26 protein-coding genes are annotated in these 25,013 nt (G+C 64.4%); 17 read left to right on the top strand and 9 right to left on the bottom strand.

Annotated elements, in window-relative coordinates; translation table 11 throughout:
• Positions 1-94: 94 nt before the first annotated feature.
• The 4 genes from XdyCFBP7245_RS05040 (at position 95) to XdyCFBP7245_RS24435 (ending at position 1,862) form a co-directional block, all read left to right on the top strand.
• Positions 95-598: a pyridoxamine 5'-phosphate oxidase family protein gene (locus XdyCFBP7245_RS05040; protein ID WP_211287640.1), complete on the top strand. Its 504-nt coding sequence runs from the start codon at positions 95-97 to the stop codon at positions 596-598.
• Positions 599-892: 294 nt separating this feature from the next.
• Complete coding sequence (locus XdyCFBP7245_RS05035) at positions 893-1,183, top strand: hypothetical protein (RefSeq protein WP_104614733.1); 291 nt, start codon at positions 893-895, stop codon at positions 1,181-1,183.
• A 130-nt stretch (positions 1,184-1,313) separates the two neighbouring features.
• Entirely contained in the window at positions 1,314-1,508 is a 195-nt protein-coding gene (locus XdyCFBP7245_RS24440; RefSeq protein ID WP_104614668.1) for a hypothetical protein, read from the top strand.
• Between the two features lie 24 nt (positions 1,509-1,532).
• Positions 1,533-1,862, top strand: a complete 330-nt coding sequence (locus XdyCFBP7245_RS24435) for a DUF3471 domain-containing protein (RefSeq protein WP_244907767.1) — start codon at positions 1,533-1,535, stop codon at positions 1,860-1,862.
• Positions 1,863-2,012: 150 nt separating this feature from the next.
• Here the strand turns inward: XdyCFBP7245_RS24435 and eutC are convergent, their stop codons facing one another.
• The 6 genes from eutC to yidD all read right to left on the bottom strand — a co-directional run bounded on the left by eutC (position 2,013) and on the right by yidD (position 8,698).
• On the bottom strand, positions 2,013-2,834 hold the full coding sequence (eutC, locus tag XdyCFBP7245_RS05020) for an ethanolamine ammonia-lyase subunit EutC (RefSeq protein ID WP_104614666.1): 822 nt from the start codon (positions 2,832-2,834) through the stop codon (positions 2,013-2,015).
• Positions 2,831-4,243, bottom strand: a complete 1,413-nt coding sequence (locus tag XdyCFBP7245_RS05015; protein WP_104614665.1) for an ethanolamine ammonia-lyase subunit EutB — start codon at positions 4,241-4,243, stop codon at positions 2,831-2,833. The genes eutC and XdyCFBP7245_RS05015 overlap by 4 nt, the downstream gene beginning before the upstream one ends.
• A complete protein-coding gene (gene eat / locus XdyCFBP7245_RS05010) occupies positions 4,240-5,604 on the bottom strand; it encodes an ethanolamine permease (protein ID WP_104614664.1) in 1,365 nt (454 codons plus the stop codon). The genes XdyCFBP7245_RS05015 and eat overlap by 4 nt, the downstream gene beginning before the upstream one ends.
• Positions 5,605-6,213: 609 nt before the next feature.
• Positions 6,214-7,053: a M23 family metallopeptidase gene (locus XdyCFBP7245_RS05005; RefSeq protein WP_170068523.1), complete on the bottom strand. Its 840-nt coding sequence runs from the start codon at positions 7,051-7,053 to the stop codon at positions 6,214-6,216.
• Positions 7,053-8,402: a dihydroorotase gene (locus XdyCFBP7245_RS05000; protein WP_104614662.1), complete on the bottom strand. Its 1,350-nt coding sequence runs from the start codon at positions 8,400-8,402 to the stop codon at positions 7,053-7,055. The genes XdyCFBP7245_RS05005 and XdyCFBP7245_RS05000 overlap by 1 nt, the downstream gene beginning before the upstream one ends.
• On the bottom strand, positions 8,399-8,698 hold the full coding sequence (yidD, locus tag XdyCFBP7245_RS04995) for a membrane protein insertion efficiency factor YidD (RefSeq protein WP_170068522.1): 300 nt from the start codon (positions 8,696-8,698) through the stop codon (positions 8,399-8,401). The genes XdyCFBP7245_RS05000 and yidD overlap by 4 nt, the downstream gene beginning before the upstream one ends.
• Before the next feature lie 84 nt (positions 8,699-8,782).
• On the opposite strand from yidD, the gene dksA reads away from it, so the two are divergent.
• The gene (dksA, locus tag XdyCFBP7245_RS04990; RefSeq protein ID WP_104614661.1) at positions 8,783-9,760 is read left to right on the top strand and encodes an RNA polymerase-binding protein DksA; all 978 of its coding nucleotides are present in this window, start codon (positions 8,783-8,785) and stop codon (positions 9,758-9,760) included.
• 437 nt (positions 9,761-10,197) lie between these two features.
• On the opposite strand, the gene XdyCFBP7245_RS04985 is transcribed toward dksA, so the two are convergent.
• The 3 genes from XdyCFBP7245_RS04985 to cysS form a co-directional block, all read right to left on the bottom strand.
• Positions 10,198-11,448 carry an MFS transporter gene (locus XdyCFBP7245_RS04985; protein WP_104614660.1) on the bottom strand — a complete coding sequence of 417 codons (1,251 nt, stop codon included), beginning with the start codon at positions 11,446-11,448 and terminating at the stop codon, positions 10,198-10,200.
• The gene (locus XdyCFBP7245_RS04980) at positions 11,445-11,882 is read right to left on the bottom strand and encodes a SufE family protein (protein ID WP_104614659.1); all 438 of its coding nucleotides are present in this window, start codon (positions 11,880-11,882) and stop codon (positions 11,445-11,447) included. Before XdyCFBP7245_RS04980 ends, XdyCFBP7245_RS04985 begins: the two co-directional genes overlap by 4 nt.
• A gap of 308 nt (positions 11,883-12,190) precedes the next feature.
• Positions 12,191-13,747, bottom strand: a complete 1,557-nt coding sequence (cysS, locus tag XdyCFBP7245_RS04970) for a cysteine--tRNA ligase (protein ID WP_170068521.1) — start codon at positions 13,745-13,747, stop codon at positions 12,191-12,193.
• 156 nt (positions 13,748-13,903) lie between these two features.
• Here cysS and XdyCFBP7245_RS04965 point away from each other — a divergent pair, with 156 nt between their 5' ends.
• From XdyCFBP7245_RS04965 to proB, 12 genes are all read left to right on the top strand, one after another.
• Positions 13,904-14,416 carry a hypothetical protein gene (locus XdyCFBP7245_RS04965; protein ID WP_104614731.1) on the top strand — a complete coding sequence of 171 codons (513 nt, stop codon included), beginning with the start codon at positions 13,904-13,906 and terminating at the stop codon, positions 14,414-14,416.
• A 309-nt stretch (positions 14,417-14,725) separates the two neighbouring features.
• Positions 14,726-15,763 carry an N-acetylornithine carbamoyltransferase gene (locus tag XdyCFBP7245_RS04960; protein WP_104614658.1) on the top strand — a complete coding sequence of 346 codons (1,038 nt, stop codon included), beginning with the start codon at positions 14,726-14,728 and terminating at the stop codon, positions 15,761-15,763.
• Between the two features lie 63 nt (positions 15,764-15,826).
• Complete coding sequence (locus XdyCFBP7245_RS04955; RefSeq protein WP_104614657.1) at positions 15,827-17,068, top strand: argininosuccinate synthase; 1,242 nt, start codon at positions 15,827-15,829, stop codon at positions 17,066-17,068.
• Between the two features lie 194 nt (positions 17,069-17,262).
• Positions 17,263-17,715 carry a GNAT family N-acetyltransferase gene (locus tag XdyCFBP7245_RS04950; protein ID WP_104614656.1) on the top strand — a complete coding sequence of 151 codons (453 nt, stop codon included), beginning with the start codon at positions 17,263-17,265 and terminating at the stop codon, positions 17,713-17,715.
• Positions 17,716-17,721: 6 nt separating this feature from the next.
• A complete protein-coding gene (locus XdyCFBP7245_RS04945) occupies positions 17,722-18,822 on the top strand; it encodes an acetylornithine deacetylase (RefSeq protein ID WP_104614655.1) in 1,101 nt (366 codons plus the stop codon).
• 48 nt (positions 18,823-18,870) lie between these two features.
• On the top strand, positions 18,871-20,214 hold the full coding sequence (locus XdyCFBP7245_RS04940) for an acetylglutamate kinase (RefSeq protein WP_104614654.1): 1,344 nt from the start codon (positions 18,871-18,873) through the stop codon (positions 20,212-20,214).
• 5 nt (positions 20,215-20,219) lie between these two features.
• Positions 20,220-20,831, top strand: coding sequence for a GNAT family N-acetyltransferase (locus XdyCFBP7245_RS04935; RefSeq protein ID WP_104614653.1), 612 nt, complete (start codon positions 20,220-20,222; stop codon positions 20,829-20,831).
• Positions 20,828-21,781: an N-acetyl-gamma-glutamyl-phosphate reductase gene (gene argC, locus XdyCFBP7245_RS04930; protein ID WP_104614652.1), complete on the top strand. Its 954-nt coding sequence runs from the start codon at positions 20,828-20,830 to the stop codon at positions 21,779-21,781. Before XdyCFBP7245_RS04935 ends, argC begins: the two co-directional genes overlap by 4 nt.
• A 110-nt stretch (positions 21,782-21,891) precedes the next feature.
• On the top strand, positions 21,892-23,187 hold the full coding sequence (locus XdyCFBP7245_RS04925) for an argininosuccinate lyase (protein WP_104614651.1): 1,296 nt from the start codon (positions 21,892-21,894) through the stop codon (positions 23,185-23,187).
• Positions 23,187-23,549 carry a cupin domain-containing protein gene (locus tag XdyCFBP7245_RS04920; RefSeq protein ID WP_170068520.1) on the top strand — a complete coding sequence of 121 codons (363 nt, stop codon included), beginning with the start codon at positions 23,187-23,189 and terminating at the stop codon, positions 23,547-23,549. Before XdyCFBP7245_RS04925 ends, XdyCFBP7245_RS04920 begins: the two co-directional genes overlap by 1 nt.
• The gene (locus XdyCFBP7245_RS04915; protein WP_104614650.1) at positions 23,549-23,809 is read left to right on the top strand and encodes a YciI family protein; all 261 of its coding nucleotides are present in this window, start codon (positions 23,549-23,551) and stop codon (positions 23,807-23,809) included. Before XdyCFBP7245_RS04920 ends, XdyCFBP7245_RS04915 begins: the two co-directional genes overlap by 1 nt.
• 13 nt (positions 23,810-23,822) lie before the next feature.
• Complete coding sequence (proB, locus tag XdyCFBP7245_RS04910) at positions 23,823-24,977, top strand: glutamate 5-kinase (RefSeq protein ID WP_104614649.1); 1,155 nt, start codon at positions 23,823-23,825, stop codon at positions 24,975-24,977.
• Positions 24,978-25,013: the final 36 nt, after the last annotated feature.

Below are 25,013 nucleotides of genomic sequence, written 5' to 3'. Positions count from 1 at the left end.
GATGCGGCTGCCTTGTGCCGATGCGTTGCCTGTGTGTCCTCACATGCCGTGGGCGTGCGGCCTTCCAGACTCAACGGCCCGCGTAAAAGCGCGTATGTCAGGAATCGAAATGGCAGATCCCAAAGAACTGCAGGAAAAATTCTGGAAGGCGTTGAAGTCCGACCGCACCGTGATGCTGGGCCTGGATGGCGTCGAAGACGGCCATGCGCGTCCGATGACCGCGCAGATCGAAGGCGACAGCGGCGGCCCGATCTGGTTTTTCACGTCCAAGGACAATGCATTGATCGCAATGCTGGGGCAGGGCCGTCGTGTCATCGGCGCCTTCAGCAGCAAGGGCCATGATCTATTCGCCAGCATCAGCGGGTCGCTGATCGAGGACACCGACCCGGCCGTGGTCGAGCGGTTGTGGAACCCATATGTCGCAGCATGGTACGAAGGCGGCAAGGACGATCCGAAGTTGGCGCTGTTGCGTCTGGACGCCGACCACGCACAAATCTGGCTCAACGGTTCCAGTCTGCTCGCCGGTATCAAGGTGCTGTTCGGTGTCGACCCGAAGAAGGATTATCACGACAAGGTAGCGGACGTCCCGCTGCGTTGATGTTCAAGCGCATCGGCGGCCGGCATGGCCGCGGACGCGCGCTGATTTCGCTGCATGATGGTCATCGGCACGCGCCGACAGTGCTGGCATCGCTCGCATGGCGTGACAGAATTGGAGCGCTTGGTGGTGCTGTCCGCTCGCTTGTCAGTCGATGCCATGGTGCGTGCACCTACGCGGCGCTGATCTGCGCTTCACCAGCGCAGAACACCGGGCGGCGCGATGATCGTCTACCCGCGATGATCGTCTACCAAGGCGCAGCGCGCTTGTGTCGCGGTGCCCGACCAGGAGATCGACATGCAACAGATCGAAATCGGCCAGATGGTATTCCTGCGCGACGGCGAAGTTGGCATTGGCGCGGTGCGCGAACTTCGCAACGACAGCGCCGAGCTGGTGATCAATATCGAGAACGGCGGCGATTTCGTCCTGCCGGCGTCGGTGGTGCGCGATGTGCATTCTGGCAAGGTGTTACTGGATGTGGATCGGTTGCCCGGGGAGGTGCGCACTGCGCTGCGTCATGTGCATGACAACGAGCTGCAGACTAGTACTTACGCAGCAAGCAATCCGCAGGATGGTGCGCTGAGGTAGACCTCCTGTAGACCCATGATTGCGTCACCGCGCGCTTGCGGCCTGGCGCTTGCCATGCGACGCGCTCGAGAAGGTGTACGTCACGCAGGCCGCATCGCGCACTGTTTGGCCAAGCGAGCGACCGGTTGGCATGGTGACTTCCGGGCGTAACGGACATTGCGCCGATCCGACATCGCGACTGCGACGCGCGCTGATCGATGAAAGCCTGGCGTTCCATCCACTCAAGGATGGATATGCCATCTTGTCGGGCCGCCACCGTTTCTACGTGCAGCAGCGCAATCAGCCAGAACGCCTGGACGGGCAAGCCGATTTCACCACCGTGTGAAAACTCGACGACGGGCACCGGCGCATGCATCGCGTGCTTAGCTATGCGCATGCGCCCGTTGCGTACGTGCCTCCATCTGTCACCGTAATGCTGCCGGCCGCGACCCTGGAGCGCTATGCCGGCCGTTACCATGCGAACCGTGTCGGGAATATTGTGGTCAGCATCGATGGCAACCACCTGAAACTTGTTGCGGGCAGCTTCGTGGCCACGCTTTATGCCGAATCGACCACGCGTTTCTTTGCGATCGAGCGCGATATCCGCTTCGACTTCGAAATAGACGATAACGGGCATCCAGCCACGTTGGCCATTGACGAAAACGGCGTCGTCAGTGAGCGGGCGTTGCGCGAAAAATAGTTGACTGCAGGCGCCAGCCGCGCTCTCGCATTAACCGGCCCGCAATGATCGCGTGTTGCATCTGGCAGGCGGCGGCAAGCGGGCTAGCAAGCACTCGTCATTGATGAGTCGCCTTGCTGACGACCCATCTCCGATCTATCGGCCAAAGCGTTATGCATCCGGTAACAGGAACGTGCGCGGCACCGCATCGGCAGGCGCCGCCGACGGCAATGCCGGTTGCTCCGCCTCATCCTTGAGTTGCACACCTGACAACTGACGGCGGAACGCTTCGCGCAACAGATACGCCAGCTTGTGCGTGGCGTCGGCGTAACTCAGTCCTTCGGCACGGATATTGGAGATGCAATTGCGTGCGGCATCGGTCAAGCTGACGCGTGGCGTGTAGGTGAGATACAGACCGAGACTGTCGGGCGAACTCAGGCCCGGCCGTTCGCCGATCAAGACGATCACCACGCGTGCCTTGAGCAGCTCGCCGACCTCGTCGCCAATCGCGACGCGCCCTTGTGCAACCAACACGACCGGCGCCAACGACCAGGCTTCATGCGCGGCCAAGGCATCGATCTGTTCGAGCATGTGCGCCGCATGCCGATGCACGGCCAGCGCCGAGAGCCCGTCGGCAACCACCACCGCGACATCATGCCCGCCGCCATGCACAGCGGTGAGCCCGCGCAGGTGCGTGGCAGCGTCGTCGGCCAGCCGGCGGCCCAGATCCGGGCGTTGCAGATAGGCATGCCGGTCCAGCGCAGCGCTGTGCAACAGAATGCTGCTGCGCCCACGTTGTTCCAGTGCGGCCTGCAATGGTGCCGGGTCGAATGCCAGATGCACCGCATCGCGCGCCTGCGCATGCGCGAGCTGGAAATCCAGATGCGCGGCAGTGGGCAGACTGGTGCCGACCCGCCCGAGTGCGATGCGCGCAGGGGTGAGCCGACGCAGTTGCGCCCAGGCATCGTGCGGGGGTGTCGTCGGGTCGCTCATTGCGGCGACCCACTGGGGAAGTGCTGCAGCGCACGGCGAAACGCCGCGGGCACCTCGCTACCCAATGCAAACCGCCCATCCTGCTGTAGCCGCAAGATGCCTTGTTGTTCCAGCCATTGCTCGAACTCGGGCGCTGCACGCAGGCCAAGTGCCTGACGCGCATACAGCGCATCGTGGAAAGAGGTTGTCTGGTAATTCAGCATCACATCGTCCGAGCCGGGAATCCCCATGATGAAGTTGATGCCGGCGGTGCCGAGCAGGGTCAGCAACACATCCATGTCGTCCTGGTCGGCTTCGGCATGGTTGGTGTAGCAGATATCGCAACCCATCGGCACGCCAAGCAATTTGCCGCAGAAATGATCCTCCAGCCCCGCACGAATGATCTGCTTGCCATCGTAGAGATACTCCGGGCCGATGAAGCCGACCACGGTGTTCACCAGCAGCGGCTTGAACTGTCGTGCCACCGCGTAGGCGCGCACTTCGCAGGTCTGTTGATCCACGCCATGATGTGCGTTGGCCGACAGCGCGCTGCCCTGGCCGGTTTCGAAATACATCACGTTGTCGCCGACGCTGCCGCGCCGCAAGGACAGCCCCGCCTCGTAGCCCTCCTGCAGTACCGCCAGGTTGATGCCGAAGCTGGCATTCGCAGCCTCCGTGCCTGCGATGGACTGGAACACCAGATCCACCGGTACGCCGCGATTGATGGCCTCGATGGTGGTGGTGATATGCGCCAGCACGCACGACTGCGTGGGGATCTGGTAGCCGGTGATCACCGCATCGAGCATGCGCAACAGCGCGGTGGTGGCCGCCAGGCTATCGCTTGCCGGATTGATGCCGATCACCGCATCGCCATTGCCGTACAACAGCCCGTCGAGCACGCTGGCGGCAATGCCGGTGGCATCGTCGGTGGGATGATTGGGTTGCAGGCGCGTGGATAGCCGCCCACGCAGCCCCAAGGTATTGCGAAAGCGCGTGACCACGCGGATCTTTTGCGCGACCAGGATCAGGTCCTGCACGCGCATCAATTTGGACACCGCGGCCACCATTTCCGGGCTCAGGCCGGGGGCCAGCGCGGCCAGTGCGGCTTCATCGGCCTGCGCGCTCAGCAACCAATCGCGAAACCCGCCGACGGTGAGGTGCGCCACTGCAGCGAATGCATGCGCGTCGTGCTGGTCGACGATCAGCCGGGTGACTTCATCGGTGTCATACGGCACCACGGCTTCATCGAGGAAATGCCGCAACGGCAGGTCTGCCAGCGCCGTCTGCGCCGCGACGCGCTGCAGCTCGGAATCGGCCGCAAGCCCGGCCAGTTGATCGCCCGAACGTGCCGGCGTCGCCTTGGCCAGCAACGTTTTGAGATCGGCAAACCGGAACCGCTCGCCGCCGGCCGTAAACGTAAAGCCGCTCATCTGCCGCCGGCCACGGTTGACGTCTGGCTGCGCAGGCTCAGCACGCAACACAGCGCGCCAAACAGCAGCAGGCCGACAAAGATCAACGCCACGATCGGGTTGAACCACACCATCGCCACCAGACAGACCAACGCGAGCAGCAGCGCAATCGCCGGCACCACCGGATACCCGGGTGCACGGAAGCTGCGCTCCAGCCCAGGTTCAGAGCGTCGCAGCTTGAACAAACTGAGCATGCTCATGACATACATCACGATGGCGCCGAACACCGACATGGTGATCATTGCCGCCGTCAGCGACATGCCCTGAATCTTCACCACGCTGTCGCTGCAGATTGCGGCAATGCCGATCGCGCCGCCGGCCAGGATCGCGCGGTGCGGCGTACGAAAGCGCGACAACTTGGCCAGCCCGTGCGGTAAAAAGCCGGCACGCGCCAGCGCGAAAAATTGCCGCGAGTAACCCAGGATGATGCCGTGGAAGCTGGCAACCAGCCCGAACAAGCCGATCCACACCAGCATGTGCAACCAGGTCGAACTGTTGCCGACCACTGCCTTCATCGCCTGCGGCAGCGGGTCGTTGATGTTGGACAGCTGGCGCCAGTCGCCCACGCCGCCGGCAAACACCATCACCCCCAGCGCCAACACCACCAAGGTGAGAATGCCGGCGATGTAGGCACGTGGGATCGTGCGTTTGGGGTCCTTGGCTTCCTCGGCGGCCATCGCTGCGCCTTCGATCGCCAGAAAAAACCAGATCGCAAACGGAATTGCGGCAAAGATGCCGGAGATGGCCGCCGGGCCGAACACGTCGCTGCCGGCCCAACCATTGGCGGCGAAGCGCGCCACGCTGAAACCCGGTGCCACCACGCCCATGAACACCAACAGTTCGATCACTGCCAGCAAGGTGACGATCAGCTCGAAGGCCGCCGCAATCGCCACGCCGACAATGTTCAAGCTCATGAAGATCACATACGCGCCGATGGCGGCGATGCGCGGGTCCAGCGTGGGGAACTGCACATTCAGATACGCACCGATCGCCATTGCGATGGCCGGTGGCGCGAATACGAATTCGATCAACGTGGCCAGGCCCGCCAGCATCCCGCCATAGGTGCCGAACGCGCGCAGGCTGTAGGCGAATGGCCCGCCTGCATTTGGAATGGCCGTGGTCAGCTCGGTAAAGCTGAAGATGAAGCAGGTGTACATCACAGCGACCAACACGGTGGTGACCAGAAATCCCAGCGTGCCGGCGGTGCCCCAGCCGTAACTCCAACCGAAGTATTCGCCGGAGATCACCAGGCCCACCGCAATGCCCCACAGCTGCCAGGTGCCGAGTGTGGGCTTGAGTTGCTCGTTGCGCATGTCGCACATCTCCTGCAGTCGGGGGAGGGGAGACCAAGCACGTCGGTTGCAAGGGCGTGATCGCCAGCGCGGAGTGACCGTCGCTGGCCGATCCGCCGCTGTCATCGGCAAGGATCGACGCTGTCCCGGTTATACCCCAAAGCCTGGCGACGGACACAAGCGCAACGGGTAGGTGTGTCAGAACGTGGTGGCGTTCCAATCTTTATTAACTTTCCCGATGCCTCCTGGTGATCGACGTACTTGCCGACCACCGCGATGGTGACCTGCGGTTCCGCAGAGACAAGCCCGCTCCCGGTTCCTGGTCTGGTCTGGTCTGGTTTGGTCTGCGAGTTCAGCATGTCTGCCCTGTGCTCGCGCAGTGGTACTGGCGTGTCATCGGCTCACGCTTTTAATGCCGCATAGCCTCGCATGCGCAGCAAGGCCATCCGATCAATCGACAAGTGGGTGGAATCGCCGACAGGCCGATGTGTGCCTGCAATCGCTGAAAGCCCCTCTCCCCTCGGGAGAGGGGTTGGGGTGAGGGTATGGTTACTCAGTTAACCAGCCGCCTCCGCACCCTCATCCGGCGCTACGCCCCACCTTCTCCCGAGGGAGAAGCGAAAGGCCGCCCAACTGCACTTACTTCCCGCGCTCAAGCACCAACAATGGATCGATACGCACATCGAACCAATTCATCCCCCAATGCAGATGCGGCCCGGTCGCCCGCCCGGTCGCTCCCACTGCAGCAATCACCTGGCCTTGTTCCACGCGATCGCCCACTTTGACGTCGATCCGCGACAGATGCAGAAAGTTGGAGCTGATGCCGAAGCCGTGATCGAGCAGCACCGTGCCGCCGGTCAGATACAGATCCGGCGCGGCAAAGGTGACGACTCCAGCAGCCGGCGCCTTGACCGGCGTGCCGCTTGGCACGGCGATGTCCATGCCCGAGTGCCCCGCGCCCGGCTGGCCGTTGTACACGCGCGCATTGCCAAAGCGGCCGCTGATGCGGCCTTGCACCGGCCAGATGAAGGGTTGTGCAAAATCCGTGCGGGCATCGTCGCGATCGCGTGCGGCGGTGACTTGCGCCTGCTCGCGCTTGATGCGCTCGGCAATGGCCGCAGGCGGGTTCACGGTCTTGGGCGGCACGCCGTTGACGCGCTCGGTGGGCCAATCGCGCGGCGTCACTGCGATGCTTCTGGTGCGCTGGGTGCCATCGGGCAGGGTGATGTGCACCTGCAGCGGGCCGGTCGCGTCGCGGCCGATGCCGAACACCACACTGCCGTAGCCACTGACGCGCAAGGTGCGCCCCGCATATTGCACGGTGCTGCCGGCAGGCACCTTGCCGATCACCATCGCTCCTTGCGAGGCGCTGGCCGGGAACACCACGCCAGCTTCGCTTATGGCCTGCGCCTGCACTGCGCCCGCACTCAGCATGGCCGGCACCAACGCCAGCCATGCACCAACCAGTGCTGCGCGCATCAGCGGTCGAAGGTCAGGCGCTGGCCAGCGGCACTGCCGACCAACTGCTCGCCGTCCCACACCTGCTGCCCGTTGACCCAGGTCGCGGCAATGCGCGAACGGAACGTGGTGCCCTCGAACGGCGACCAGCCGCATTTGGACAGCACCTGCTCGCGCTTCACGGTGAACGGGGTGTTGTCGATCATCACCAGATCGGCGAAATAACCTTCGCGCAGAAAGCCGCGCTCTTCCACATCGAACAACTGCGCCGGCGCGTGCGCGAACTTCTGCACGATACGGGTGATCGGCAGCTTGCCTTCATGCACCAGCTCCAGCGCGGCGACCAGCGCGTACTGCACCAGCGGCAGGCCGGACGGCGCCTGCGCGTAGGGCTTCTGTTTCTCTTCCCAGGTATGCGGGGCATGGTCGGTGGCGAGCACGTCGATGACGTCTTCGGCCAGCGCTTGGATCAGGGCCAGGCGGTCGTCGGCGTCCTTGATCGCGGGGTTGCACTTGATCAGGTTGCCCAGCCGCGCGTAATCGCTGCGGTCGAAGCGCAAGAAGTGGATGCAGGTCTCGGCAGTGATGCGCTTGCGCAGCTTGCCGTCGGCGTCCACCAGCGGGCCGGCTTCGAACAGCCCCAGCTCGTCGGCAGTGGAGATATGCAGCACATGCAGGCGGGTGTTGTGCTTGCGCGCCAGCGACACGGCCAGCTGCGAGGACTTCAGGCAGGCCTGCCGCGAGCGGATGTCCGGGTGCATGTCCGGGGTCAGCGCATCGCCGTACGTTTCCTTGTACTGCGCCATCGTCGCGTCGATGGTCGGGGTGTCTTCGCAATGGGTGATGATCGGCGTCGGCGCGTCGCGGAAGATCGCGTCCAGCGTCTGCGGGTTATCGACCAGCATGTTGCCGGTGGAGGCGCCCATGAACACCTTGATGCCCGGCGCGGTCTTGGGGTCCAGCGACTGAATCGCGGCCAGGTTGTCGTTGCTGGCGCCCATGTAGAAGCCGTAGTTGGCCCAGGCGCGCCCGGCGGCGGCATCGTACTTGGACTGCAGCGCGGCCGCGTCCAGCGTGGGCGGGTTGGTGTTGGGCATGTCCATGAAGCTGGTCAGCCCGCCAGCCACGGCGGCGCCGGATTCGCTGGCGATGTCGCCCTTGTGGGTCAGGCCCGGCTCGCGGAAGTGCACCTGGTCGTCGATCATGCCCGGCAGCACCCAGCGCCCGGCCGCGTCCACCACGGTGTCGCCGGCGGCGGGCGTGATCTTGCTGTCGATCCTGGCGATGCGGCCGCCCTCGATCAGGAGATCGGCGTCGAACTCCTTGCCTTCGTTGACCAGGCGGGCGTTGATGATGACGGTTCGGCTCATGGATGAGGTCCTTTGCAACTGCAGGAAGAAGGGGGGGACGGGGCGGCGGAGGCTGGCGCGTCGGGCACCGGATCGAAGCCGCCCGGATGAAAGGGATGACAGCGGCCGAGCCGGCGCGCGGCCAGCCAGCTCCCGCGTAGCGGGCCGAAGCGGCCGATGGCGGTCATCGCATACTCCGAGCAACTGGGCGCAAAACGGCAGCGCGGCCCGAGCAGCGGGCTGATGAACAGCTTGTAGAAGCGCAGCAGCGCGATGAGCAGGCGTCCGATCACTTGCCAATCATATGCCACTTGCATTAATAGGTGGTTGCCGGGGGTCCGTGGCGTACGTTATAAAGGCCCGCTTTCCCGGGCCCCGGGGGAACCAAGGATGAGCGTTTCGTGGCTGCTAAAAAACCTGCAAAAAAGGCCGTCGAGGCCGCCAAGAAGTCCGCCAAACCCGCTGCGAAGAAGGTAGCGGCGCCTGCTGCTGCAAAACCGGCTGCCAAGAAGGCGACTCCGGCTCCTGCGCAACCGGTTGCCAAGAAGGCAGCTGCGACCAAGACCGTTGCCAAGCCGGCGCCGGCCTCCAAGACCGCAGCGACCAAGGCAGCTCCGGCTGCCGCCAAACCGGCTGCCAAGCCGGTGGCGTCCAAGTCCGTACCGAAACCGGCTGCAAAGCCGGTTCCGGCCAAGTCAGTCCCGGTCAAGGCTGAGAAGCCCGCGCCCGCACCGGCCCCCAAGGCCGTCCCTGCGAAGCCGGCAAAGCCTGCGACCCCGTCACTTAAGAATCCCGTGCCCGTTTCGAAATCTTCCGCAAAAACGCCAACCAAAACCGAAGCCCCCGCCAAGCCCGCCGCGACCCGTCCGGTCGGCAAGGTGGCAGTGGCCGTGACTGCAAAGTCGTCCAGCCCGACGCCCAAGACCAAGTACAAGGTGGTCGACTACAAGATCGACGAGACCACCGGTCGCCCGATCCTCCCGCAGGGCTACAAGCCCTCGGCGGACGAGGAGTACATGAGCAAGCTGCAGCAGGAATACTTCCGTCAGCGTCTGCAGAGCTGGCGCAACGAGATGGTCGAGGAATCCAAGCAGACCATCGAAAACCTGCGCGAAGAAGTCCGCGATATCGGCGACGAAGCCGAACGCGCCACGCGTGAGACCGAAAACTCGCTGGAACTGCGCGCACGCGACCGTGCACGCAAGCTGATCTCCAAGATCGACAGCACGCTCAAGCGCCTGGAAGATGGCGACTACGGCTATTGCGTGGACACCGGCGAAGAGATCGGCCTGGACCGCCTGGACGCGCGTCTGACTGCCGAGCGCACCATCGACGCGCAAGAGCGTTGGGAGCATCTGCAGAAGCAGCAGGGCGACTGATCGTCTTCCGCCGTTCGCATAAAACCCCGCCATGTGCTGGGTTTTTTGTATGGGTGGCGGGTTGTTGCGGGACGTTGTCGTCATGCGCCGTTGCAGTGCGCCAGGCGACGCGGTGTGATGCGGAATCCGGTGGATCCCGTTGCATCGACCGTCGCGGCGCGAGTACGCGCAAGCGGCGCAGGGCACTGGCGGCATCTGCAACCAGCGCCTCGCCAGACTTGGCCTGGAGCGGCTGACAACACGTCGCGGGCACACCGGCAGCAGTTGCAGCCGATGCCTCGCCAGACTTGGCTTGAAGCGGCTGACAACACGCAGCGAGCAGTCATCAGGCAGACTTGGCCGTAGTGCTCAGAACCCACGTGCACACGTTGTACCTACCGTGCCGAGCACCGACTGCGCCCGTGTTGCAGTGAGCGCAGTCGTCTTGTCGGCTGCGCTTATTGCAGATCGCGCAAGTCCAGCTTGCGCAACCGCGGCGCCTTCCAGGCCGTGGTTGCCACCACGCCCAGGGTGACGCAGCCGCCGATGACGACCGCCGGCACCAGCCCGACCAGCCGTGCCATGACGCCGTCGTAGAACGCGCCCAGTTCGTTGGACGAGCCGATGAAGATGCCGTTGATCGACGACACCCGGCCACGCATCGCGTCCGGTGTGGCGAGCTGCAGGATGGTTTGCCGCACCACCACCGACACGCCGTCGCACATGCCGTAGACCAGCAGGATCGCCGCCGACAGCCAGAAGTGCCGCGACAGCCCGAAGGCGATGGTGCACAGTCCGAAGCCGGCCACCGACAGCATCAGGATGCGGCCGGCATTGCGCTGCAGCGGGTGCCGCGCCAGCCACACGCCGACCACGATCGAGCCCAGCGCCGGCGCACCGCGCAGGATGCCCAGTCCCTCGGGGCCGTAATGCAGGATTTCCTGGATGAAGGCGGGCAACATCGACACCGCGCCGCCCAGCAACACCGAAAACATGTCCAGCGCCATCGCGCCCAGCATGATCTGGTTGGAGAGCACGAACTGCGCCCCTTCGGCGATGCTGCGGAAGATCGGCGCACGCGGGCCGGCGTTGACCGGCTCGCTGACGCGCAACAACGCCAGGGCCAGGATCGCCACCAACGCCACGCCTGCGGCCACGCCATAGGCCAGGCCCTTGCCGCCCCAGCCGACCAGCACGCCGCCCAGCGCCGGGCCGATCACCATGCCGGCCTGGAAGGTGACGCTGCCGATGCTGGCGCCGCGTGCGAACGCTTCGCGCGGCAGCGCACGCGCGAACAAGGCGTTGTAGACCGGCGACAGGAACGAGCGCGCCGCGCCGGTCAATGCGATGGCGGCGTAGATCGGCCACACGCCTTGGATGGGCAGCCAGCCCTGCGCGACGGCCATCAACAGCAGCGCGGTAGCGACTAACCCCAGCACTGCGATCATGCCCAGGCGCCTGCGTGGCAGATGGTCGACCAGGTAGCCGGCAAACGGCGCGATGCAGAAGAACGGCAGGATTTCGGCAAGGCCGATCAGCCCGAGCGACAGCGGATTGCGCGTGATCTCATAGATGTGCCAACCGACCGTGACCGCCACGATCTGGTACGACAGCATCGCCGCGACGCGGTACAGCAACACCAGGCCGAAGCCCGGATGGGCGAACAGCGTGCGCAGCGAGTCGGTGGGCGAGGGCGTCGGTGTGCTCACTGTTGTGCGCGTGCGGTTTCACGGATGAAGGCCAACATGGCGGCCACACCGTTGCTGCGCGTTGGCGACAGATGCTTGGCCAGGCCAATGCCTGCGATGTAGTCCGGTTCGGTGGCCAGGATTTCCTGTGCGCTACGCCCGGAATACACGCGCAACGCCAGATAGATCAGCCCGGACACGATGGCCGAATCGCTGACGGCATGGAAGTCCAGCCGCTCGGCATTGCCTTCCGGCACGATCCACACCATCGACTGGCACCCGTGCAAGCGGTGTTCTTCGGTCTTCCACTGCTCGGGGAATGTGGGCAGCTTGCGGCCCAGATCGATCAGGTACTGGTAACGCTCGGACCAGTCGCCGAAGAAGGAGAACTCGTCGGCAATGGCGGCCTGCGCTTCGACGGCAGTGGGTTCAAGCGGGAAGGGGGTGGTGGTCATCAAAATTCCAGAATCGTTCGCAAAATCTAGGGGCATTCGGTCAAAGCCCCTCTCCCACCGGGGCGAGAAGGCGCGGTTTGCGCGCCATTGGCGCGCGTGCCTTGGAGCGCCCGCGCCGCCAGCGCGGGCCGGGGCGCGGAGCGGGGGTTGGGGTGAGGGTACGGGCGAAGCCTCGCTGGAATTCGATGCGGACTTCGTCCAGCCCTCAAAAAAGCGGTACACGCGGCTTCGCCTGCACCCTCATCCGCCCCTTCGGGGCACCTTCTCCCGCGCGCGGGAGAAGAAATCTGACGGACGCAGGCAAGAGGTCAGCTGCGCTTCCAGCGCACGCCTTGCGGGGTGTCTTCCAGCACGATGCCTTCGTCGGCGAGTTGCTTGCGAATGGCGTCGGCACGGGCAAAATCCTTGGCTTTCTTCGCCGTGCTGCGTTCTTCGACCAGGGCGGCGATGCGTGCATCGTCGCCGGCATCGGTGCCGCGCGAGAACCAGGCGGCCGGGTCTTGCTGCAGGAGCCCCAAGGCCAAGCCGGCGCCAAGCAGATCCGCCTTCTTAGAGCTTATTGCTGCATTTAATTCTGCTTTTAGCATCTCGAAAAAATCAAGTTCCGGCGTAAATTCCCGATCAACCCAGGCTTGTAACCTGAAGGGGTTAGTGAACTCTGGGAAACAATCTTTAAAATGTTGTTCGGCGTTGGGGCGTGACACTCGTCCTGATCGTTGGCGCTCTGCTAGTGCCGCACCAAGCGCAGCCTTGGAATAGCCCAGCTTGCCTCTAATGGATTTGGCGATTAGAGACAGTTCCGACAACGCAAGCGGAGTGTTGAGGTCGTCGTCCAAAGCAGTTTCTATCGGAGCTGGAATCACAGGTTCAGCAGTCACGTCTGCCAAGTCGCGCAGCGTCCCGTACAGGCCATCGAGCCGGGCGATCTGTGCCTGGATCAAGCCATCGGACCAATCCAGCGGCTGCCGGTAATGCGCGCTCAGCAACGCAAGACGCAGTGCTTCCGGCGGGTGTTTTGCGATCAGGTCGTGCACGGTCTCGATGTTGCCCAGCGACTTGCTCATCTTGGCGCCGCTGAAGTTGAGCATGCCGTTGTGTAGCCAGAAGCGGGCGAAGGTGGCGCCGCCATGCGCGCACTCGCTTTGGGCGATTTCGTTTTCGTGATGCGGAAACTGCAGGTCCACGCCACCGGCATGGATGTCGATGGTCGGGCTCAGGTGCGCGGCGGCCATCGCCGAGCATTCGATATGCCAGCCGGGGCGGCCGCGGCCCCACGGCGACTCCCAGCCGGGCAGGTCGTCGGTGGACGGCTTCCACAACACGAAGTCGCCGGGGTCGCGCTTGTACGGCGCCACGTCCACGCGTGCACCGGCCAGCATTTCATCGGGGTCGCGACGCGACAGCTTGCCGTAGCCGTCGAAACTGGCCACCGCAAACAACACGTGGCCTTCGGCGGCATAGGCATGGCCGTTGGCGATCAGCTGCTCGATCATCGCCACGATCTGCGGGATATGCGCGGTGGCTTCCGGTTCGATGTCCGGCGGCACCACGCCGAGCGCGGCCATGTCCTGGCGATAGATCGCCGCGAAGCGGTCGGTGATGGTGGAGATCGGGACGCCCTGCGCCTGCGCGGCGGCATTGATCTTGTCGTCCACGTCGGTGATGTTGCGTGCGTAGCGCAGCGCGCCATAACGGCGCCGCAACAGCGCGGCAAGCACGTCGAACACCACCGGGCCGCGGGCGTTGCCGATATGCGCGTAGTTGTAGACGGTGGGGCCGCACACATACAGCGTGGGGCAGGACGGATCGAGCGGCGCGAACGGTTCGACCCGCCGCGTCAGGTTGTTGTGCAGGCGCAGGCTCATCGGCATCTGAAAAAGGGTAACCACACGATTCTAGCCCCTTGCGGCAGGATGGCGAACCGGCACGCCGACACCGGCGACCGGATGGGCTGCGTTCAGCCCAGGAGATCGCAAGCTCCATACACTTACGTATTGCCTGGCTTCGCCACTTCGGTCCTGATGCGACTTCTTCTGTTCCCCACGCTGTGTGTGTTGGCCTGGCAGGCACTGCCGGCACATGCGGCAGAGCCCGATGCCAAGAACCGGGTCGTCGTCATCGAAAACGTCAAGCTGGACTACGCGCAGGTGCTCAATGTCGAGCCGGTCTATCAGACCCTGCGCGCCACGCGTATCGAAGAGCAGTGCGAGGCCGAACAGGCGACGCCGGTGCCGGTTGCGGCGATCGAGGACGAGGGCCGCATCAACCGCATGGTGGATTCGGTCAAGGAGATGTTCTCGCGGCGACCCGAGCTGGCCACGCCGGCGGCAGTGCCGCCGACCAGTACGCGCCGTAACTGCAAAGTGGTGGAAGTGCCGCGCGAGTTCCGGCGCCCGATCGCCTTCGACGTGGACTACGTCTACAAGGGCACCAAGTACCGCTCGCGGCTGCCGGAAGATCCGGGCAACCGGCTGCGCATCCGGGTGTCGGTGACCCCATACATTCCCGACGCCATCGTCGCGCCGCCGCGCTGAGGCGCATGGCGGTTGCGCCGTGCCCGCATGCATGCGAGGATTCGCGCCCTATGCAAGCAATCCCCTTTCAGCACGACACCAGCGCCGCCCGGATGGCCTCCGGCATGACCTCGCGTGCCCGCCGACCGGAATCCCACATTTTCGCTGGGTAACCGGGGCGTTTTGCTGTCCGTTCTGAAGACCCAGCCCACCGGCTGGGTTTTTTCGTTTTGGCGTCACAAAAGTTTCAACCGCAAGAAACGCGCATGTCGCGCACCCCGTCGCTCCTGGCGGACCACGCAGCAGAAGCACGCAGCAAAGGATCGATCGATGTCACTGAAGCACTTCTTGAACACCCAGGACTGGAGCCGCGCCGAACTGGACGCGCTGTTGACCCAGGCCGCGTTGTTCAAACGCAACAAGCTGGGAAGCGAGCTGAAGGGCAAGTCGATCGCGCTGGTGTTTTTCAACCCGTCCATGCGCACGCGGACCAGCTTCGAGCTGGGTGCGTTCCAGCTGGGCGGGCATGCGGTGGTGCTGCAGCCGGGCAAGGATGCCTGGCCGATCGAGTTCAACCTGGGCACGGTGATGGACGGCGATACCGAAGAGCACATCGCCGAAGTGGCGCGTGTGCTGGGCCGCTATGTCGATCTGATCGGCGTGCGCGCGTTTCCCAAGTTCGTCGACTGGTCCAAGGACCGCGAAGATCAGGTGCTGAAGAGTTTTGCCAAGTATTCGCCGGTGCCGGTGATCAACATGGAGACCATCACCCACCCGTGCCAGGAACTGGCGCACGCGATGGCATTGCAGGAACACTTCGGCACGCAGGATCTGCGCGGCAAGAAGTACGTGCTGACCTGGACCTATCACCCCAAGCCGCTCAACACCGCGGTGGCCAATTCCGCGTTGACGATTGCCACGCGCATGGGCATGGACGTGACCCTGCTGTGCCCGACGCCGGACTACATCCTGGATCAGCGCTATATGGACTGGGCAGCGCAGAACGTGGCCGAAAGCGGCGGCTCGCTGCAGGTGAGCCACGACATCGCAAGCGCCTACAGCGGCGCCGATGTCGTCTACGCCAAGAGCTGGGGCGCGCTGCCGTTCTTCGGCAACTGGGAGCCGGAAAAGCCGATCCGCGACCAGTACCAGCACTTCATCGTCGACGAAGCCAAGATGGCGCTGACCAACAACGGCGTGTTCTCGCACTGCCTTCCGCTGCGTCGCAACGTCAAGGCCACCGACGCGGTGATGGATTCGCCCAACTGTATCGCCATCGACGAGGCGGAAAACCGCCTGCATGTGCAGAAGGCGATCATGGCTGCCCTGATAGGCCGGGACCCGGGACCCGGGACCCGGGACCCGTAACAGCGTCGCTGGTGCGATCGCACTTTATTTTCAGTTCCAATCAATCGCCACAGGAGTTTTCTAATGTCGCAATCCAATGCTTCCCCGGGTCCCCGGTCCCCGGTCCCCGGTCCCGGCACCAAAGATATCGTCCTGGCGTTCTCTGGTGGCCTCGATACCAGCTTCTGCATTCCGTATCTGCAGGAGCGCGGCTATGCGGTGCACACGGTGTTTGCCGATACCGGCGGTGTGGATGCCGACGAGCGTGATTTCATCGAGAAGCGCGCCGCTGAGCTGGGTGCGGCCAGCCATGTCACCGTCGATGGTGGCCCGGCGATCTGGGAAGGCTTCGTCAAGCCGTTCGTGTGGGCGGGCGAGGGCTACCAGGGCCAGTATCCCTTGCTGGTGTCGGACCGTTACCTGATCGTCGATGCCGCGCTCAAGCGCGCCGAAGAGCTGGGCACGCGCATCATCGCGCACGGCTGCACCGGCATGGGCAACGACCAGGTGCGTTTCGACCTGGCGGTGAAGGCGTTGGGCGACTACCAGATCGTCGCGCCGATCCGCGAAATCCAGAAAGAACACACCCAGACCCGCGCCTATGAGCAGAAGTATCTGGAAGCGCGCGGCTTCGGCGTGCGTGCCAAGCAGCAGGCTTACACCATCAACGAGAACCTGCTGGGCCTGACCATGTCCGGCGGCGAGATCGACCGTTGGGAAGCGCCGGGCGAGGGGGCACGTGGCTGGTGCGCGCCGCGCAGTGCGTGGCCGATCGAAGCATTGACGGTGACCTTGAAGTTCGTCGAAGGCGAAGCGGTGGAACTGGATGGCAAGCCGCTGCCGGGCGCCAAGATCCTGGCCAAGCTCAACACCTTGTTCGCGCAGTACGGCGTGGGCCGTGGCGTGTACACCGGCGACACCGTGATCGGCTTGAAGGGCCGCATCGTGTTCGAAGCACCGGGCCTGATCTCGCTGCTCACCGCGCACCGCGCGCTGGAAGATGCGGTGCTGACCAAGCAGCAGAACCGCTTCAAGCCGGACGTGGCGCGCAAGTGGGTGGAGCTGGTCTACGAAGGCTTCTATCACGACCCGCTCAAGACCGATATCGAAGCGTTCTTGCAGTCCTCGCAGTCCAAGGTCAACGGCGAAGTGACGCTGGAAACCCGCGGCGGCCGCGTCGATGCGGTGGCGGTGCGTTCGCCGCACCTGCTCAACACCAAGGGCGCGACCTACGCGCAGTCGGCCGACTGGGGCGTGGAAGAGGCGGAAGGCTTCATCAAGCTGTTCGGGATGAGCTCGACGTTGTATGCGCAAGTGAATCGCTGAAGATCCAACGCCCCTCTCCTGCCAGGAGAGGGGTTGGGGTGAGGGGACGTGCGAAGCTCAGCAATGTTCGATTGCACGAAGCCTCGTTCGTCTGCTCATCCGCCCTTGCAACATCCGATTTCACCAGGCTTCGCCCGTACTCTCATCCGCTCCCTTCGGGGCACCTTTTCCCGCTGGGAGAAGTCGTTGTCGCAATGGAACCCATGACCGCACTGCGCATCAGCACCGACAAGCAGGAACTGGATCTGCCCTTGATCCATCACTTCCTCAGCGAGCAGGCCTATTGGTGCCTGGGTATCCCGCTGGACACGGTGCAGCGGGCGATCGCCGGTTCGCTGTGCGTCGGCGGCTATGTCGAGGGCGCAGGGCAGGTCGCGTTCGCACGGGCGATCACCGACGGCGCGACCTTCGCCTATCTGGCCGACGTGTTCGTGCTCGACGCGTACCGCAGCCGCGGCTACAGCAAGCAGTTGGTGGCAGCGATCATGGCCCACCCGCAGCTGCAGGGCCTGCGCCGCTTCATGCTCGCCACCTCCGACGCACATGCGCTGTACGCCCAGTACGGCTTCGCTGCGCCGACTCATCCGCAGTCGCTGATGGAAATCGCCCATCACGACCTCTACCGCACCAGTCCCCCGGCTGCCTGACCCACCATGACCGACCTGCTCCAATCCACCCTCGAACACCTGGAAACGCTGGTGTCCTTCGACACCCGTAATCCGCCGCGTGCGATCGCTGCCGAGGGCGGCATCTTCGATTATCTGCGTGCGCAGCTGCCCGGTTTCCAGGTCGAGGTGATCGACCACGGTGCCGGCGCGGTGAGCCTGTATGCGGTGCGTGGAAAGCCCAACTATCTGTTCAACGTGCATCTGGACACGGTGCCGGATTCGCCGCACTGGAGTGCCGATCCGCACGTGATGCGGCGCACCGACGATCGCGTGATCGGTCTGGGTGTCTGCGATATCAAAGGTGCGGCGGCGGCGCTGGTGGCGGCGGCCAATGCTGGCGATGGCGATGCCGCGTTCCTGTTTTCTTCCGACGAAGAGGCCAACGACCCGCGTTGCATCGCCGCGTTTCTGGCGCGCGGTTTGTCGTATGAGGCGGTGCTAGTGGCCGAGCCGACCATGAGCGAGGCGGTGCTGGCGCATCGCGGCATCAGTTCGGTGTTGATGCGCTTTGCCGGCCGTGCCGGGCATGCGTCGGGGAAGCAGGATCCGTCTGCAAGTGCCTTGCATCAGGCGATGCGGTGGGGCGGCAAGGCGCTGGATCATGTCGAGTCGCTGGCGCATGCGCGCTTCGGCGGCTTGACCGGCCTGCGCTTCAACATCGGCCGCGTCGACGGCGGCATCAAGGCCAACATGATCGCGCCGGCAGCCGAAGTGCGGTTCGGGTTTCGTCCGCTGCCGTCGATGGATGTGGATGGATTGCTGGCCACCTTCGCCGGATTTGCCGAGCCGGCTGCAGCGCAGTTCGAAGAAACCTTCCGGGGACCGAGCCTGCCGTCTGGTGATATCGCGCGTGCAGAAGAACGCCGCCTGGCCGCGCGCGATGTGGCCGATGCGCTGGACCTGCCGATCGGCAACGCAGTGGACTTCTGGACCGAAGCCTCGCTGTTTTCCGCTGGCGGCTATACCGCGCTGGTCTATGGCCCGGGCGACATCGCCCAGGCGCACACCGCCGACGAGTTCGTGACGCTGGAGCAGTTGCAGCGTTACGCCGAATCGGTCAACTGCATCATCAACGGCGCGCACTGACGCCGATTCCTGCGCCTGGCGCATCCTTCTCCTCTTTCGATCACGGCAATGTCCCTCTCCGCGCAGCCCCACAAACAGACCCGCCAGACCATCGTGCGCCTGCTTTCGAGCATGGCCAGCGCCAAGGAAATCAGCCAGTACCTCAAGCGCTTTTCGCAGCTGGACGCCAAGCGCTTTGCGGTGGTCAAGGTGGGCGGCGCAGTGCTGCGCGACGACCTGGACGCGCTGACGTCGTCGTTGTCGTTTCTGCAGGAAGTGGGCTTGACCCCGATCGTGCTGCATGGCGCCGGCCCGCAGCTGGATGCCGAGCTGTCTGCAGCGGGCATCGAAAAGCAGACCGTCAATGGCTTGCGGGTGACCTCGCCGCAAGCGCTGGCGATCGTGCGCAAGGTGTTCCAGGCGTCCAATCTGAAGCTGGTGGAAGCGCTGCAGCAGAACGGTGCGCGTGCGACATCGATTACCGGCGGCGTATTCGAAGCGGAGTATCTGGACCGCGACACCTACGGCCTGGTCGGTGAGGTCAAGGCGGTGAATCTGGCGCCGATCGAGGCCAGCCTGCAGGCCGGTTCGATCCCGGTGATCACCAGCCTGGGCGAAACCCCGAGCGGGCAGATCCTCAACGTCAATGCGGATTTTGCCGCCAACGAACTGGTGCAGGAACTGCAGCCGTACAAGATCATCTTCCTCACCGGCACCGGCGGGCTGCTGGATGCCGATGGCAAGCTGATCGATTCGATCAACCTGTCCACCGAATACGATCACCTGATGCAGCAGCCGTGGATCAATGGCGGCATGCGCGTTAAGATCGAACAGATCAAGGATCTGCTCGATCGCCTGCCGCTGGAATCGTCGGTGTCGATCACCCGGCCTGCAGACCTGGCCAAGGAACTGTTTACCCATAAGGGCTCGGGCACGCTGGTGCGGCGGGGCGAGCGCGTGCTGCGCGCGACTTCGTGGGCTGAACTGGATCTGCCGCGGTTGACGTCGCTGATCGAATCCAGCTTCGGCCGCACCCTGGTGCCGGATTACTTCGCCAACACCACGCTGCTGCGCGCCTACGTCAGCGAGAACTATCGTGCCGCGGTGATTCTCACCGACGAAGGTCAGTTCGGTGCAGGCCGGCTGACCTACCTGGACAAGTTCGCCGTGCTCGACGATGCGCAAGGCGAAGGCCTGGGCCGTGCGGTATGGAATGTGATGCGCGAAGAAACCCCGCAGCTGTTCTGGCGCTCGCGTCACAACAACCAGGTCAACATCTTCTACTACGCCGAATCCGACGGCTGCATCAAGCAGGAAAAGTGGAAGGTGTTCTGGTACGGGCTGGAGAATTTCGAACAGATCCAGCACTGTGTGGCGCACTGCGCGACGCGTCAGCCGACCTTGCTGGGCTGAGCGCAATGACACCCGCCGCCTTGCCACCGACTTGGAGCGAGATGCCCATCTTGCGCGGGCAGCACGCTACCCTGGAGCCGCTGCAGCCTGCCCATGCCGATGGCCTGCGTGCGGCGCTGGGCGACGGCGCGTTGTCGCGCTTGTGGTACACCGGCGTGCCGGCACCGGCCCAGGTCGATGTCTACATCGCGGCGGCAATGGCAGCCCGCGCCGATGGCACGGCGTTGCCGTTGGTGGTGCGCGATGTGGCAGGTGACATCGTTGGCTGCACGCGCTATTACGCGCTGGATGCCGCCGTGCCGCGGCTGTCGATCGGCTACACCTGGTACGCACCGCGTGTGCAACGCAGCGGCGTCAATACCGAAGCGAAGCTGATGCTGCTGCAGTACGCCTTCGAAACGCTGGGCTGCCTGAGCGTGGTGTTCGAAACCAGCTGGTTCAATCACACCTCGCGCGCGGCGATCGCGCGGCTGGGCGCAAAGCAGGACGGCGTCCTGCGCAATCACACCCGCCACGCCGACGGTACGCCGCGCGATACCGTGGTGTTCTCCATCATCGATACGGAATGGGCCGGGGTGAAACGCCACCTGCAGTTCCGCCTGGAAGCAAACGCATGAGTGTTCAAACAACAACCATCGGCATCGTTGGCGCCCGCGGGCATACCGGTTCGGAACTGATCAAGCTGGTCGTGGCGCATCCGCATCTGCAGCTGGTGTTCGTGTCCTCGCGCGAACTGGCGGGGCAGGCCGTGGCCGACCATAACGACGGCTATCGCGGCGATCTGCGCTTCGAGAGCCTGGGTGCCGACGCGGTGGCCGCCAAGGGCGCCGATGTGGTGATCCTGGCACTGCCCAATGGCAAGGCCGAGCCGTTTGTTGCCGCAATCGATGCGCGCCTGCCGCAGACGCTGCTGATCGATCTGTCGGCAGACTATCGCTTCGACCCTGCGTGGTATTACGGCTTGCCGGAGCTCACCCGTGGCAAGTATGCGGGGCAGCGCCGCATCAGCAACCCCGGCTGCTATGCCACTGCAATGCAGCTGGCGATCACCCCATTGCTGGATCAGCTGGCCGGCCCGCCGCAATGCTTTGGCGTGTCCGGTTATTCCGGCGCAGGGACGACACCATCGGACAAGAACAACCCCGAGCTGCTCGCCGACAATGTGATGCCGTATGCGCTGACCAACCACATGCATGAGCGCGAAGTGTCGGCGCAGCTCGGCGTGCCGGTGGAGTTCATGCCGCATGTGGCGCCGCATTTCCGCGGCATCACCATGACCGTCAACCTGTGGCTGCAGCAGCCGCTGACGCGCGAGCAGATACAGGCGCGCTATGCACAGCGTTACGCGGGCGAGCCGCTGATCGAGCTTGTCGACGAGGCGCCGTGGGTGAGCCGCATCGCCGGCAAACACGGCGTGCAGATTGGCGGCATCACCCTGGCGCCCGGCAACAAGCGCGTGGTGGTGGTGGCGACCCTGGACAACCTGCTCAAGGGCGCGGCGACCCAGGCCATGCAGAATCTCAACCTGGCATTGGGCTGGGACGAGTTGACTGCAATTTCGATGTGATTCTCGGGACCAGGGACCAGGGACCGGGGACCCGGGAAGAGCAAGGGCAAACGCTCTTAGCTTTTCCGGGTCCCCAGTCCCCGGTCCCCGGTCCCGCAAAAAGGACCCAAATGACTAATCTGTTGTGGCAAAAGCCCGGTGTTGCGGTGGACGCCAAAATCCAGACGTTTCTGGCCGGCGACGACGTGATCCTGGATCGCGAATTCTTCCTGCACGACATCGCAGCCAGCAAGGCGCATGCGCAGGGGCTGCAGCATATCGGCATCCTGTCGTTGCAAGAGCTGGGCGGCCTGAGCGAACAACTCGATCTGCTGGCGGCCGATTTTCGCAGCGGCGCGTTCGTGCTCGATGCGCAATACGAAGATTGCCATTCGGCGATCGAAGCGCGCTTGACCGAACGTCTGGGCGATGCCGGGCGCAAGATCCACACCGGGCGCAGTCGCAACGATCAGATTCTGGTCGCCACGCGGCTATGGTTGAAGGACAAGCTGCAGCGCGTGGCCGAGCTCAGCGGCGAGATCGCCAAGGTGGCGCTGGATCGCGCGCAGGCCGAAGCCGCATTGCCGGTGCCGGGGTACACGCATATCCAGCGTGCGGTGGTGTCGTCGGCGGGCATGTGGTGGGCGGGCTGGGCAGAGGCATTTATCGATAACGCCGTGCGCGCGACCGATACCCTGCACCTGGTGGACAGCAATCCGCTCGGCACCGCCGCCGGGTACGGCGTCAATCTGCCGCTGGACCGCGCGCATACCACTGCCGAGCTCGGCTTTGCACGTCTGCAGGTCTCGCCGATCTACGCGCAGCTGTCGCGTGGAAAATACGAGCTGGCCGCACTCGAAGCACTGGGCAGCGCCACGCTGGATTTGCGCCGTATCGCCTGGGATCTGTCGCTGTTCACCAGCGGCGAATTCGCTTTCGTCGCGTTGCCGGCGCAGTACACCACCGGCAGCTCGATCATGCCCAACAAGCGCAACCCGGACGTGATCGAACTGATGCGTGCCACCCATGCCAGCGTGGCAGCGGCGCGTACCGAGATCGAACAACTGCTGTCGCTGCCTTCCGGCTACCACCGCGATCTGCAGAGCAGCAAGGGCGCCATCGTGCACGGCTTCGGCCGTGGCCTGGCCGCGTTGGAATTGCTGCCTGCGTTGCTTGCCAATCTGGAGTGGCGCCCGGACAAACTGCATGCGGCGATAGACTCGGGCATGTACGCCACGGACGTGGCGGTGGAAGCGGCCGTGGCCGGCGTGCCGTTTCGCGATGCCTACAAGGCTGCCGCGGAAGCATCCGAGACCGCAGGACAGGGACGCACGCCGGAAGGCAGCCTGGCCGCGCGCGTCTCGCCTGGTGCCGCAGCCGATCTGCAACTGGATGTGTTGCGCGCGCGTTGGCAGGCGCTGCGCTGATGGCCATGATCAGCACCGACACGGCCGAGCATTACCCGTGGGGCGAGGCCTGCGAAGGCTGGCATCTGTTGCGCGACCCCAGCTTGAGCGTGCTCGAAGAACGCATGCCGCCAGGCGCCGCAGAGTTGCGCCATCGGCATAGTCGCGCACGGCATTTTTTCTACGTCGTGGCTGGTGAAGTGATGCTGCAGCTGGACGGTGCGCAACATGTGCTGCGCGTGGGGCAGGGCCTGCATGTGCCGCCGGGGTCTACCCATCAGATGCACAATCTCTCGGACGTGGAAGCGCGCTTTTTGGTGATTTCCGCACCGCATGGCCGCGAACGCACGTTAGCGGCCGCACGCATCAAGGACGCAGGCTGATGAAGACGCGCTATCTGGTGTTGGCGATCCGCAATGCCACGTTTCCCGCCGATGTGGTGGAGCCGCATCTGGTGTTTCTGGAGGAACTGCGAGCCACCGGGCAGCTGGAGTTGACCGGTGGTTTCAGCGATCGCTCCGGTGGAGCGTATGTGCTGGTCAACCTCGACAGTCTGGAGGAGGCCAAGCGGATCGTCGCGCGCGACCCCCTGGTGCTGCGCGATGCGTCCACACTGACCGTCTACGAATGGAACACGTTCTGAGCACCTTGGCCGCATGAGCACGCCCACCGGCACGTCATCGCGCTTTACCGAGCAACCGCTGCCGCCGTGGCGGCGTGCGGTGCTCAAGGTCGGCAGCAGCCTGCTTGCCGCCGATGGCGGCGGCCTGTCGCCGCGCTTTGCGCTGGGGTTGGCGCAGTTCGTCTCGGCCAATCTGGCGGCCGGGCGTGAACTGGTGATCGTGTCGTCGGGCGCGGTGGCCGCAGGCCGCGCAATCTTGCCGAAGGCTGCCGAGATCGGCGCGCCGATCGCAGCGCGACAGGCGCTGGCTGCGCTGGGTCAGGCGCAGTTGATTGCGCTGTGGCAACGCTTTTTCGAACGGCCGGTCGCGCAGGTGCTGCTCACGCACGACGACCTGCGCAACCGTCGTCGTTATCTCAATGCACGCGCCACCCTGGGCGAGTTGCTGCGGCTGGGCGCGCTGCCGGTGATCAACGAAAACGACACCGTGTCGGTGGACGAGCTCAAGCTGGGCGACAACGACAATCTGGCTGCAATCGTCGCCGCGCTGGTCGATGCCGATGCGTTGTTCATCGCCACCGACATCGACGGCCTGTACAGCGCCGACCCGCGCAGCAACCCGCTGGCGCGGCCGCTCGACGATGTTCCCGAGCTCACCCCACAGGTGATGGCGATGGCTGGCGGCAGCGGCAGCAGCGTGGGCACCGGCGGCATGCGCACCAAGCTCGAAGCCGCCGCAAAGGCCGGCGCGGCCGGCATCGAAACCTATCTGTTCAATGGACGCAGCAGCGAGGTGGTACGCGGGCTGGCGCAGGATCGCCTGTGCGGTACGCGCATCCACGCCGCACGCACGCGCATCGCGGCACGCAAATACTGGCTGCGTCATGCACCGGTGGAGGCGGGCGCCATCCTGATCGATGCGGGCGCTGCAACCGCGCTCAGCGACAAGGGCGCCTCGCTGTTGCCGGGCGGCGTGGCCGGTGCCGAAGGCGACTTCCGTCGCGGCGACATGGTGGAGATCCGTCTGCGCGATGCCGATGGCGAGCGGTGTCTGGCGCGCGGCGTCAGCCAGTATTCGGCGCTGGATATCCGCCGGATTGCGCGCCGCCACTCGCGCGAGATCGATGGCGTACTCGGTTACAGCTATGGCGAGAACGTGGTGCATCGCGACGATTTGGTGCTTTTGTAGCGGGGATTCGGGAATGGGCATTCGGGATTGGCAACA

Origin of the sequence: Xanthomonas dyei, from assembly GCF_002939865.1 — a bacterium.
GTDB lineage: Bacteria > Pseudomonadota > Gammaproteobacteria > Xanthomonadales > Xanthomonadaceae > Xanthomonas > Xanthomonas dyei.
This window is presented reverse-complemented; position numbering and strand designations above follow the sequence as displayed.